Origin of the sequence: Pseudomonas sp. M2, assembly GCF_015751845.1 — a bacterium.
Classification (GTDB): Bacteria; Pseudomonadota; Gammaproteobacteria; order Pseudomonadales; family Pseudomonadaceae; genus Aquipseudomonas; species Aquipseudomonas putida_E.
The window spans coordinates 4,600,507-4,612,191 of sequence record NZ_JADOUD010000001.1 but is presented as its reverse complement, the minus strand read 5'-3'; the positions used below and the strand labels follow the sequence as shown (position 1 = coordinate 4,612,191).

Below are 11,685 nucleotides of genomic sequence, written 5' to 3'. Positions count from 1 at the left end.
CCAGGAAGTGGTGTAGCTCATCACGGCCGAGAGTTTGGCTTGTGGATTATCGCCAGTGAGCCAACCCCTTCTCAGCCACAGGACATGCCCACAAAGGCAATCGATTCACGGTTTATCTGGATCGTACTCATTGACGTTGGCGACCTGGGCGTTCAGGCGACCGAGCAGGTCGATCAGCGTGTCCACTTCCGAAGGTGAAAGGCCACTGAGCAAACGGCGCTCTCTCTCAAGCGCAACCTTCAAGACCCGCTTGTACAACTGCGTACCGCTCTCTGTAAGCGACACGGTGTAGCGTCGTCCATCAGCAGGATCCGCCTCTGTGCGAACTCGCCCTGCCACCTCTAAAGCGTGCAGCGCGCGGCTCACAGCACTTTTGTCCAGACCGATCACCTGGCAGATCCGATTGGCAGTGATCCCGCTTTCCACAGCCAGCATGGACAGCATCCTCCACTCCACAACACCAATCTCGAAGTGTTTGCGATAGCACTGGGAAGCGCCTGACGAGAGCTTGTTGGATAAAAAATTCAGCTGCGCTGGCACGTAGCGAGCGAGGTCCAGCTGGGGTTCCGAGGCCATTGAGCGCACACCTCCAATCGAGTTCTCGAAAAATTAGTTGACACCGCAACTAATTGATCCGAGGATTAACTCAACCAATAGCTGGGGCCAGCCCAGCATGATATGCCGTCAAAGCACCTCACAAAAATAATTATCAGGTAGTGCCATGAAAATCCGCGATCCACTCGCCTTCCGCGTGTCTAGCTGCAAACCTGAGCGGCCGCCGTTCGCTCCAGGCTGACCTCCTCACCGTTGAATTAACCACCCGTATTCTTTTTGTAGCCACTTAACTGTGGGGGGATGAGTAATGCTTCAAGTAAACGTTAGCCGCAAGGCAAACGAAGCTGAAGGTGTTTGCAGCTTTGAATTGAGCCCCGTGAAGGGTGAAACCCTGCCACCTTTCGAGGCCGGTGCTCACATCGATGTCCATATCCCGGGTGGGCTCATTCGCCAGTATTCGCTGTGCAATGACCCCCGAGAGCGCAATCGTTATCTGATCAGTGTCCTCAAGGAACCCAACTCCCGTGGCGGATCAGAGGCAATGCACTCGATTGTCGGCCAAGGCCATGAGCTGACCATCAGTGCGCCGCGCAACCTGTTCAAACTGGATCATGGCGCTGCACGTCATCTGCTTTTTGCAGGTGGTATCGGCATTACCCCGATCCTGGCCATGGCGTATGAGCTTGCCCATCGCAAAGCTGACTTCGAGCTTCATTACTGCTTTCGCTCCTGCGACCGCGCAGCCTTCGTCAAGGCACTCGCTGACGCCCCCTTCGCCGACCGCGTAGTGCTGCACGATGACAACGGTCCACAACAGCAAAAACTGAATGCGGCAGCAATTCTCGACGCAGTCGATGAGGGACGCCATCTCTACGTCTGCGGCCCCTCCGGCTTCATGAATCACATCCTTGATACAGGTGAGGCCGCCGGCTGGCCGCAAGAGCGGATGCACAGAGAGTTCTTCGCCGGACAAGTCATTGACCAAGGTGCCAATGCACCCTTCGAAGTCGTGCTCGCCCGCAGCGGCAGATCATTCGGTATTCCGGCAGACCGCACCGTGTTCGAGGTATTGGACGAAGCGGGAGTCGAAGTAGAAACGTCCTGTGAACAAGGCGTCTGTGGGACGTGCGTGACACGCGTACTGGAAGGTATCCCCGATCACAGGGATCAATTCATGACGGCCGATGAGCACGCCAGAAATGATTGTTTCACCCCGTGTTGCTCTCGGGCGAAGTCCCATCGACTCGTGCTTGATCTCTAGTGTCAGACAAAAACTAACTGTTTAACGGAGACTCCTATGACTGCCTCTTCTCTCCAGTCGTTGGCCCAGGACATTTTGCCTGCCAAACCCTCCACATTTCCGCTCAACCAATGGTATGTGGCTGCTTTGGGTTGGGAACTCAAGGATCGCCCCGTAGGCCGAACCTTGTTGAATAAATCAGTCGTCATGTTCCGCACCGCAGATGGCAAGGTAGCGGCCCTTGAGAACCGCTGCTGCCATCGGGCGTTGCCTCTCTCCGACGGCACACTTGAGGCGGGGGGGCTTCGCTGTGGCTATCATGGCCTCCTGTTCAACGATGAAGGCAAATGCATCGAGATTCCTGGGCAAGAAAAAATTCCGAGTAAAGCGAAGGTGGCGGCCTTCCACGTCGTAGAAAAAGATCAGATTGTCTGGATCTGGTTCGCAAGCCCCGAACATCCTGAGCCTACAACTGAACCACCCTCCTACGATATCCACAGCAGTGGAGACTATCTTTTTGACGGTGATGTGTATCACTACGATGCCCCGTATCAGCTCATTCACGACAACTTGATGGATCTGAGCCATTTGGGCTATGTGCACCTACGCACGATTGGCGGGAATGCCAGCATTCACATGAATGCGAAAATGACAGTAGAAGGTGACGACAATCATGTTCGTGTGGTTCGGCACATGCCCGGCTCTGTGCCGCCGCCGACGTACGTGGCCGCTTATCCGTTCAAAGACACTGTCGACCGATGGCAGGAAATTGAATTCCATGTCAGCCACCTGCGTATTTGGACAGGTGCCACTGATGCGGGGACCGAGTCCTTGGACAATCCACAACGTGGTGGCTTCCATATGCGCGGTTTCCACGGTGTGACCCCAGAAACCGAGACCACCAGCCACTACTTCTGGACAATCGCCACCAACCCGAAAAGCAATCACGAAGAGGTCAAGGCGAAGGTCGTCCAGCAAACGATGATGACGTTCGATGAAGACAAGGTCGTCATCGAGTCTCAATACAAGAACATGTGCCGGTTCGGTGAGCGGCCCATGATCGACATCCATGTCGATGCTGGCGCCAACAGAGCCCGTCGCATCATCGAAAAACTTTGCAACTCCGTTAGTTGAGTGCGCAGTGCATTTATATCGTGCGGGTATCTATGCACTTTTTTTACACGCCGCAAACGCAATACCGCCCCTCTTGGGGCGCTCTGAAACACCCTGCACCAGCGTGCAACTTGTTCAATGATAACTACAAGAGAGCGAGGCCTAGCTATGTCCGGAAATCGTGGTGTTGTGTATCTCGGGACCAGTAAGGTTGAGGTACAAAAAAATGATTACTCCATGTCTCTCCTACTCGCCGCCCAGGCAATGCTGCAGAGCCTGTCCGCGCACCTGACGTACAGGCCTTTCATCAGTCAAGAGGCCTGCCGTCATGAGTAACTACGCCGGGCACCAGCTCGATGAGAAAAAGATGTCCGCCTTCCAATGGTGGGTCATCACGCTCTGCTTCGTAATCAACATGCTAGACGGCTTCGACGTTCTGGTGATGGCCTTCACAGCCTCCTCCGTCGCCGCTGACTGGGGGCTCAACGGACTGCGGCTTGGTTATCTGCTGAGCGCTGGCTTGGTCGGCATGGCAATTGGCTCACTGTTCATTGCCCCTTGGGCTGACCGCTTCGGCCGTCGGCCGCTGATTCTTGTCTGTGTAGGCGTGGCAGGGACAGGCATGGTCCTATCCTCGCAGGCCACCGGCCCACAGATGCTTGCAGCCTTCCGTTTCGTGACCGGCCTGGGAATCGGTGGCATCTTGGCCAGCAGCTATGTCATCGCTGGCGAATACGCCAACAAGCGCTGGCGGGGACTCGCAATCAGCCTGCAATCGACTGCCTACGCGCTTGGCGCCACCATTGGTGGGCTAATCGCAGCAAAAATGATTCCTGCGCTGGGATGGAGGTCCGTGTTTCTTTATGGTGGGTTCGTCACGCTCGCAACCCTTCCAGCGTTGTTTTTGTGGCTGCCAGAATCGCTCGCGTTTTTGATGTCGAGCAAGTCCGAAAGCGCAATCAAGCGGATCAACCACTTGCGCCTCAAGGTGAAACTCGCACCACTTGCCGAAATGCCTGAAACGAGCCAGGTTGAGCGCCCATCACTGCGAGCATCGTTCGCTCAGCTGTTCTCCCCCGCCCTCTTGCGCTCAACGTTGCTGATCTGGGCGTCATTCTTTCTGGTCATGTTCGGTTTCTACTTTGTAATGAGCTGGACCCCAAGATTGCTTGTCACTGCGGGGCTGTCCAATGAGCAAGGTATCACCGGAGGCGTGCTTCTCAACGTGGGGGGTATATTCGGCACCGCGTTGGTAGGGCTATTGGCCGCACGCTTCCGGTTGTCCAAAATATTGATGATCTACCTCCTTGCAAACGCCTTGCTGCTCGCCGTCTTTGTCAAATTTACAAATACGCTGAACCTGGCATTTGCGCTGGCCATCCTGATCGGCATTTTCGTGAATGGTTGTGTGGCGGGGCTTTACGCGCTGACACCTTCCATATACGACGCTAGCCAGCGTGTGACTGGCTTGGGTTGGGGTATCGGCATCGGCCGTGCGGGAGCAATTGCCTCCCCTCTTGTAGCTGGACGTCTGATCGACGCGCAATGGACCCCTTCTGATTTGTACATGCTGTTCGCAATGACGTTCGTTCTCGCAGCTATAGCTGTCGCCCTGCTGAAAATAACTCCACCCAAAGCACTACACGCTGCCACAAGCCTCTGAAATACCAAAAAACCAAAACAAGAAGGTAAATCCGATGCGACGTTTTACCGATTGCTTGCCGCTGTTTGCGCTAGGCGTGCCATCGCTTTGCATGAGCACTGTTGTTTCAGCAGCTTTTTTTGAAGACAGTACGGTTGCCCTGACCACCCGAAACTACTATCTCGATCGAGATTACAAAGGGGACTCATCCGTTTCGGCAGTTCGTGAATGGGCTCAAGGCTTCATTATCAAAGCGAACTCTGGCTACACCGATGGCCCCGTAGGCTTGGGCCTGGATCTCACAGGGATGCTTGGGGTGAAACTTGATTCGTCACCTGAACGATCGAGCACCCAACTGCTGCCTATAGATCCACAGACGCGCAGAGCACAAGACGCGTACTCTGAACTCGGCGTTGCGGTGAAAGCTCGATTCTCACAAACGAACCTTTCAGTAGGCACGCAACTTCCCGCGCTTCCCGTGATCACTGCTAGCCCTGCACGCCTCCTGCCTCAAACTTTCAGGGGCGCGTCAATAACGAGCTCAGAAATTGAGCACCTCACGTTACAGGCCGGGCGGATGGATCGAGTCAACCTTCGAGACTCGACAAACAACCAGCTCATCGCAATGGCTTCACCGAACGGACGGTTCAAGCCTGGCGTATTCTCTGATCGCTTCGACTACCTGGGTGGCGAATACCGCGTTTCAGAAAATTTCACAGCGCGTTATTACCACGCAAATCTTGAAAATATCTATGAGCAGGACTTCATTGGAGGTATTCATTCTATTGCAGCTGGGCGGGGTAAGTTGAAAACGGAGTTGCGAGTGTTCGACAGCCGAGAGAACGGGCGTGCAGAGGCTGGCAAAGTAGACAACCTTAATGCCGGCCTGACGATGAGCTACCAAACGGGTGGGCATACGTTTGGAATGGGCTACATGTATCAAACCGGAGATACGGCCTTCGCCTATCTCGCTGGAGGCGAGCCTGTCGTTCTGAGTGATGGGACCATGAGCGCGGATTTCGTGAACCCCAAAGAACGCACAATGCTTCTGCGATACGATTACAACTTTGTGGCGATGGGTATTCCGGGGCTCACGGGCATGATCCGCTATCTAAGGGGAACGAATATTGATTTGCCCCATCTCGGAGGCAGCGACCTTACAGAGTCATCGAAAGACCTGGAGCTTTCTTACGTCGTACAGTCTGGACCAGCCAGAGATTTAGCGTTTCGCGTCCGGCATGCATTTTACCGAAACGATCTGAGCTCAGCGGCAACCTTCAGAGACGACAACGAAACGAGAGTCAATGTAGATTACACAGTGAAATTCTAAAAACACGGCATCACGTCTGACGAAATCAAGTACTTCGGCGTTCGCCAGCAGCCCACTACCATGGGCAGCTATCGATAGCAGTCAGGGGTGACCGCTATCGATCTTTCGGTGGTCCACTACAGCGTAGCGTTAACGGCTCGACCGGCTGCGTTGCGCTGGGTGAGACACCACAACAGCTTGCTAGATCGGATCATCGTGGGCCCCTACCGGGGTGCTCACGCCCACCGCACCGATCACCTTCCCATCGACCACGATCGGCTGACCGCCTGCCAGGGTGGTGACGTCCAGCGCCAGCAGCGCCGGATGGCCGTCGTTTCAGTAACATCGATTCATCACGAGACTGGTTGACATAGACCGATCACTACCCCCACATCTTGAGCACTGGAAACACCAAGAAATCAGATTTTCCCTCTTCCTTGTAGTCCATTTCCCAAACATACTCTCGGCGCACTTTTTCCGTTGCGGTCGCTTGGGCTGCGTTCTAGTCTCGGCGGGTCGCTGTTGTTCAGCGATCGGCTTTGACAGGCCGCGACGGTATTATGCATACGGCTTGCCTTCAATGGCGGCTGTACGTGCGGGCACGCTTGCGTGCGCCGGAACTTGCATAGTCCGCCGGTCTGTCAACCCATGTACAGCTGCCACCCTTCTGTTTGACAGCGGATAGGTGACCGCCTAATTGAAGGTACTATGCAATGCTCAAAATGGTCCCCGATCCACCCCACAACCACCACTCCCTCGAAGACACGATCATCCAGGCTGCGGAGTTCGCCCTGTGCGCGCAGAGCGTGGCGCAGCAGGCTGTTTCGCTACAGCCCAGAACGCCCGCCTCGGTTCTGATGATGGCTTCGATGCATGAGCTCGAGTCGCTACGCGTGCTGCTCGAATCAGCCCTGATCCAACTGCAGATGCCGCCCGAGCCGCGCACCCTGCACTAGGCCGTTAAGCCTGTTTTGCCTGGGTGGGCGCTGTCGCCAGCAAGCCCATACGCACAGCGCGCTGCGTGAGACCGGTGCTGAGCTAAAGGCGGATTGCCCGTCATGACGTTCGCCCAGGCCCTAAACCTTCAGGGAGAAGACGCAATGACCCCAGATGACACCAAAGTCACTGTCGGCAAGACTACGTTCTACCAGGGTGAAAACCAGACCCACCCACTGTTTCGCATCGAAGCGGGCATCCCTTGCCAGAATGCCCGCGAACAGGCTTCAGAGCTGATGGGCTATGTGCGGGACCTGACCATCGAAGGCTTGATGGACGATAAACCACAGCTGATCTGGGCTTCGCACTACCTGAGTGCGTTGGCCAAAGCACTGATGGATGATGCCGAGCTGGGCATGATGCACTAAGGGCTGAACTGCCTGACCCTGGCGGACATCTGTAACCGGGGCCGCTTCGCGGCCCATCGCCGGCAAGCGCGGCTCCCACAGGTACAGCGCATGGCTGAAGGCTGGTGATTTCCTGGGGGCAGTCCATTCTGTGGCCGGCTTGCGGGCGATGAGGCCAGTACTGAACACAGAGCTTTGGATCGCTGTCTGCTTCGGGTCGATAGTTGCGAGTCGCATGGGGCGGCAGTCGGCCAGAAGTAGACGCTGGACAGGACAGCTACCCAACCTCGACCAGATTCGAAATCGATCTGCTAAATTGCCGTACTGCCGGGGTCTCGTTATCAGTCGCTGGCGAGCGCACAATTTTTGAGGGACCATTCGGGCATTAGGTACTAGCCGCCAAGGAACGGAAATGGCACTGACCAGCAAGATCACTCCCTACAACCCCACTTGGCCCGCCCGCTTTCTGGCAGACAAGCCACTCATCGCTTCGGCCTTTGGCGATGAACTGATTGCCATACAGCATATTGGAAGCACCTCCGTTCCAGGGCTCGCGGCGAAGCCAGAGATCGATGTACTCATCGAGGTTCACGATCATAATAACGCCTCGGCGCGGGACGAGGTGTTGATGGGTTTGGGATATGTACGAGGAAGTGATCTATCGGAAGGGCATCATTTCTATCGGCGTAATGTGGATGGGATTCGCACGCACAAGCTCCACGCTTGTGCCCGTGGCCATCTTGCGATCACCCAGATGCTGGGGTTCAGAGATTTGCTTAGATGCAATGCCTCAATGCGCCAGCAGTATGAAGCACTGAAGCTCCAACTGGAGTCGAGCAATACGGGTGGGATGGCTGAGTATCTGGAGAAAAAGTCTCCGTTTATTATCGCGGCACTACTACATATCGGTATATCCATTCCTGGATGACCGATGGGTTACTAAGCGGCCCCAGTATCAAGTGTCTGCATTACGTCGAAACCAGCCGGTCACCACTGTCCGCCCTCGACCCATTGCGGAAACTGCGGCCCGCCTCAGTTCATTGAGCCTCAGCGCACTATGATTTCGTCAGGGAAGTAAACGCCCACAGAGCGGTTGGGGCGTACTCCTAAAACCTCACCGGCCATGCTCTGCACCACCGTCTGCCCGCCTTCTATGGGCATTCCAGTACATCGATCCTTGGCTTGTGCGTCCGGTGGCAGGCTGAACAGCATTTGGCCTTGATAACGGCTGACCTGGATGTCGGCAGGATAGTGAACAGGGCCGAAGTCGAAGGGTTGGTTCGAGTAGCCTTCCCATGAGCGACCTTCCCCGTAGGGCCTGTCCAGAATCATGATCAGTGAGCGCAGTTCGATCCCCTGTACCTTGACCGGGCTTTCCTCGGACCTAGCCAGCCAACCAGGAGTGTTGGTGGATACCCTCACCGGCCCAGGCCAGACGATGCCGCCCAGGTCTGTACCTGGCGCCAGCGTGCATCGACTCATCTTCCATTCGGAAAACTTGAAATGAGCACCGAACGGAAAATCGAACTCGATCTCCCCAGGCTCACATTTCCATCCTGCCAGGTCATGGGCCGACAGGGTCTCGACCGTCGCGAATCCATGGCCCTGCGCCAGTTTCAGACGACGCACAGGCATGCCCATGATGTGACCTGGCGTGCGGTCGAAATCAGCCTGCTCCAGACTCTGCATGCCATAGGGCACGGGATCGCCGGACAGGTCGTTGAAAGGCTCCAGGTTTCGCAAATGGACTCGCGTCCCGGCTGGAAGCACCAAATCACCGATCACTTCCTCGTGTTCGAGGCGGGGATTGTGCGCACGCCAATCCTGCCAGAGGCTGTTGGTGGACTCGATGTAAGGCACACTGCCGGCTGCAAGCAACACCAGCAACAAGCCGCACCTCCAGCGCCGCGCCGCCATATAACTACGGCTTCGCGGAATCAGCAAGGCGATCAGGCCGGCGATGAAAAGCCAGAGAGAAACTTCGGAAAAAATGTAGATCATGTAGCCGAGCAACATGAGTGGCATATCGACAGGAATCATGGACGTCCTTGTGAACCCTTCTATGAACGTCGCAGAATAGGCCAGATGGCAGTGATACCCCAAGCCTGGTCATAGAAGGACATCCCAAGGCATGACGCCTGACGAAGCTTTACGATTTACCCGCACGGTCGCTGGGCTTTCGATCACAACAGTGATCCTGGGCCTAATCCTGGCGCTCTACATGCTGCAATCGCCAACCACTTCCCCTGTCAAAATCTCGGGCATCCTTGCGTTCGCCGTCTTGGGGCTCACCAACCTGATTTCAATGATATTGAACGCGATTTACTGGTTTATCCGGCGGGAGCCAAAATGGCTTTCGGTAACGCTCTTGGTTCAAGCCGTTGTGGCAGTTGCCACGTTGATTCCATTCTTCTAATCAGTTCATTTGTACGGCTAAGCAGTCTCAACATAGAGCTAGCCCGTAGCGCCAAACTGCCAAGGAGGCAATCTGTATGAAACCGGCAAATTTCTGGAAGCACGCATTGTGCATTGCAGCAATCGGCTGCTGTGGTTCAAGCCACGCGGCAGCGTTACCACAGGGATGGCAGATCCGCCCGCCTGCGGCCGAGGACCTCGAACGTGGGTTGCCGTCGGCTTTGCAGTCGCAGGAATTGGCCAAAGACGGGCGCAGGCTTGCCAGTGTAGAAATCGTCGTGGATCTGCCGTACACCCAGGTTATGCCGATAGTCGCTTCGGCCTTGAGGCAACTTGGCCCTGTCGACGACGAGATTGTTCAACAACCGTTGTCGCGCCTGAACGACGACTGGGGCGAGGTACTGTTGTCGCGTCGACCCGATCTGGTGAAAAACCTGGTCGACCAGGTCGTTCTACCCAAGTTGCAGCAGGGTGTTCGTGAGGGGGCGTTGGCCAGTTCCGAAATTCCCAATCATATTGCCCGTATCGAAAGGACTATACGCTTTCAATCAGGCAACGCGCTCATGGGGCCTTTGACGGAGCCATTCAAACACTGGCACGGCAGCGTGCGACGTACTCACGGCGCACTTGGGCGCAGTACAAGCATTCTCGTTGCCGACGTGAAGCAACTCGACGCTGTCTTTGGGCGGCCTGCCAGCGCAGTCTACCTGACGCGAGTCGACGAGTTTCCCAATCCCAAGGCCAACTTCATCGGCCGGCTACGGGAACTTGCCAAATTCGACATCTTCAGCCCTACCGCCCCAGATCGATTGCATCGGCAAAGCGTGCCAGAGGAACTGCTCAGCCCGGTTTACGGCGCGTTGAGTGCAATGCCCAAGGCCAATCTGCAACTGGGAGCAAACCCGGAACAGTGGCGCGCGCCTGCAACACAAACCCCAACCCCGCTGGTTAGCGAGCCCAAACTCACCCTTCCGGACAGCCATGCGCAGATACTCCAGGCAGCCGCCGTGTTCGCTGTGCGCAGCACGGACAAATTCACCGTACTGGCCGATGACAGCGTTTTGCTATACCGCAACTACCCACGCGCACTGCTTTACTGGTCGCCAGCCACGGGTGGCGAGCCGCGCGAGGTCTGGACGTCTGCGGGGAGTTACAGCAAGTCGCAATTGGCCCGTGATGTCAGTGGGGCTTCGGCGTACCTGGCATTGGAAGGTCTGGTCATTCGTTTTGACGCGAAAAGCACAACGGTGGCCACACACCCGATGGCCTACGACACACCCGACCGGCTGGGCTACGACTACATTGACTACGTGCATGACGGAGATGGCGTACCGCTGACTTACCGCCACAACTATCGCGGCAATCGGGATACGCTGGAAGTGTGGGAGCCCGCTGCACAACCCGCTGAAGAGGGTAGCGAATGGTCGTATACGCTGCGCTATGCTTCTTCACGTCAGGACATGATGAAGGGACCATCGCGCACCAACAGTCAGATCAAGCCCGTGCATTGGGATGGGCCTACGCCCAACGCATGGGTTGAAGACCTTTACGGGCTCACCGAAATCAATGGCAAGACGGGCCATGTGCTGCGCGTGGTGAAGCTGCCTCGGCGTTTTGGTGAGGTCGACTTGCGGGATGACAGCGGCATGGCACAGTGGACGCCGGAGCCATTTGGTTCGGCCAAAGGCGGATGGATTGCCGTCGGCTTCGTGTTGATGGAGGGCCAACGGCGCAAGCCTGGCCTGCATGTTGTCGACATCGCCAGTGGCAAGATTCGCTATTCGCTGACACTTCCGGGGCAGGACTCCCTGGGTACCGCAGTGGGCTCGCCTGACGGTCAACTGCTGGCAATGGGCACCGGCGGCCCTGAAGATGCGGTAGTGCTATGGAACCTGCAAAGCGGGCGATCGTTGACACTGAAAACCGACGACGCCAAATGCAGTGGTATTGAGCAACTGCAATGGAGCCTGTCAGGTAAACACCTTTGGGGGCGATGCTGGAACGGCCTGATTGCTTGGGATGTGCCAGGAAGTTGGTGAGCCTTGGTTATCATTTGACGTTTGCCTGA

The 11,685-nt window shown here is 56.1% G+C and carries 11 protein-coding genes; 9 read left to right on the top strand and 2 right to left on the bottom strand.

The window, feature by feature from the left end:
• Nucleotides 1-105: 105 nt before the first annotated feature.
• Nucleotides 106-576, bottom strand: coding sequence for a MarR family winged helix-turn-helix transcriptional regulator (locus IWW33_RS21500; RefSeq protein ID WP_161872815.1), 471 nt, complete (start codon nucleotides 574-576; stop codon nucleotides 106-108).
• A 286-nt stretch (nucleotides 577-862) separates the two neighbouring features.
• Between IWW33_RS21500 and IWW33_RS21495 the strand changes: the two genes are divergently transcribed.
• The 7 genes from IWW33_RS21495 to IWW33_RS21460 all read left to right on the top strand — a co-directional run bounded on the left by IWW33_RS21495 (nucleotide 863) and on the right by IWW33_RS21460 (nucleotide 8,130).
• Nucleotides 863-1,816 carry a PDR/VanB family oxidoreductase gene (locus tag IWW33_RS21495; RefSeq protein WP_174142621.1) on the top strand — a complete coding sequence of 318 codons (954 nt, stop codon included), beginning with the start codon at nucleotides 863-865 and terminating at the stop codon, nucleotides 1,814-1,816.
• Between the two features lie 36 nt (nucleotides 1,817-1,852).
• Nucleotides 1,853-2,929, top strand: a complete 1,077-nt coding sequence (locus IWW33_RS21490) for an aromatic ring-hydroxylating dioxygenase subunit alpha (protein WP_174142620.1) — start codon at nucleotides 1,853-1,855, stop codon at nucleotides 2,927-2,929.
• Nucleotides 2,930-3,236: 307 nt separating this feature from the next.
• Nucleotides 3,237-4,571, top strand: coding sequence for an MFS transporter (locus tag IWW33_RS21485; protein ID WP_174142619.1), 1,335 nt, complete (start codon nucleotides 3,237-3,239; stop codon nucleotides 4,569-4,571).
• 34 nt (nucleotides 4,572-4,605) lie between these two features.
• Nucleotides 4,606-5,880 carry an OprD family porin gene (locus IWW33_RS21480; protein ID WP_174142618.1) on the top strand — a complete coding sequence of 425 codons (1,275 nt, stop codon included), beginning with the start codon at nucleotides 4,606-4,608 and terminating at the stop codon, nucleotides 5,878-5,880.
• Nucleotides 5,881-6,572: 692 nt separating this feature from the next.
• Nucleotides 6,573-6,815 (top strand): hypothetical protein, encoded by a 243-nt coding sequence (locus tag IWW33_RS21470; RefSeq protein WP_012314969.1) that lies wholly within the window; start codon nucleotides 6,573-6,575, stop codon nucleotides 6,813-6,815.
• A gap of 144 nt (nucleotides 6,816-6,959) precedes the next feature.
• Nucleotides 6,960-7,223 (top strand): DUF3077 domain-containing protein, encoded by a 264-nt coding sequence (locus IWW33_RS21465; protein WP_012314949.1) that lies wholly within the window; start codon nucleotides 6,960-6,962, stop codon nucleotides 7,221-7,223.
• A 391-nt stretch (nucleotides 7,224-7,614) separates the two neighbouring features.
• Nucleotides 7,615-8,130, top strand: a complete 516-nt coding sequence (locus IWW33_RS21460; protein ID WP_115274463.1) for a GrpB family protein — start codon at nucleotides 7,615-7,617, stop codon at nucleotides 8,128-8,130.
• 119 nt (nucleotides 8,131-8,249) lie between these two features.
• Here IWW33_RS21460 and IWW33_RS21455 read toward each other — a convergent pair whose 3' ends face one another.
• Nucleotides 8,250-9,242 (bottom strand): hypothetical protein, encoded by a 993-nt coding sequence (locus IWW33_RS21455; protein ID WP_174142645.1) that lies wholly within the window; start codon nucleotides 9,240-9,242, stop codon nucleotides 8,250-8,252.
• Between the two features lie 91 nt (nucleotides 9,243-9,333).
• Here IWW33_RS21455 and IWW33_RS21450 point away from each other — a divergent pair, with 91 nt between their 5' ends.
• The gene (locus IWW33_RS21450) at nucleotides 9,334-9,618 is read left to right on the top strand and encodes a hypothetical protein (protein ID WP_115274461.1); all 285 of its coding nucleotides are present in this window, start codon (nucleotides 9,334-9,336) and stop codon (nucleotides 9,616-9,618) included.
• Between the two features lie 76 nt (nucleotides 9,619-9,694).
• A complete protein-coding gene (locus IWW33_RS21445; RefSeq protein WP_174142646.1) occupies nucleotides 9,695-11,656 on the top strand; it encodes a WD40 repeat domain-containing protein in 1,962 nt (653 codons plus the stop codon).
• Nucleotides 11,657-11,685: the final 29 nt, after the last annotated feature.

Excerpts from the sequence above, each read along its gene's own strand:
- IWW33_RS21455 (WP_174142645.1), bottom strand. The coding sequence starts at position 9,242 with ATGATTCCTGTCGATATGCCACTCATGTTGCTCGGCTACATGATCTAC.
- IWW33_RS21465 (WP_012314949.1), top strand. The coding sequence starts at position 6,960 with ATGACCCCAGATGACACCAAAGTCACTGTCGGCAAGACTACGTTCTAC.
- IWW33_RS21490 (WP_174142620.1), top strand. The coding sequence starts at position 1,853 with ATGACTGCCTCTTCTCTCCAGTCGTTGGCCCAGGACATTTTGCCTGCC.
- IWW33_RS21500 (WP_161872815.1), bottom strand. The coding sequence starts at position 576 with ATGGCCTCGGAACCCCAGCTGGACCTCGCTCGCTACGTGCCAGCGCAG.
- IWW33_RS21460 (WP_115274463.1), top strand. The coding sequence starts at position 7,615 with ATGGCACTGACCAGCAAGATCACTCCCTACAACCCCACTTGGCCCGCC.
- IWW33_RS21470 (WP_012314969.1), top strand. The coding sequence starts at position 6,573 with ATGCTCAAAATGGTCCCCGATCCACCCCACAACCACCACTCCCTCGAA.
- IWW33_RS21495 (WP_174142621.1), top strand. The coding sequence starts at position 863 with ATGCTTCAAGTAAACGTTAGCCGCAAGGCAAACGAAGCTGAAGGTGTT.
- IWW33_RS21485 (WP_174142619.1), top strand. The coding sequence starts at position 3,237 with ATGAGTAACTACGCCGGGCACCAGCTCGATGAGAAAAAGATGTCCGCC.
- IWW33_RS21480 (WP_174142618.1), top strand. The coding sequence starts at position 4,606 with ATGCGACGTTTTACCGATTGCTTGCCGCTGTTTGCGCTAGGCGTGCCA.
- IWW33_RS21450 (WP_115274461.1), top strand. The coding sequence starts at position 9,334 with ATGACGCCTGACGAAGCTTTACGATTTACCCGCACGGTCGCTGGGCTT.
- IWW33_RS21445 (WP_174142646.1), top strand. The coding sequence starts at position 9,695 with ATGAAACCGGCAAATTTCTGGAAGCACGCATTGTGCATTGCAGCAATC.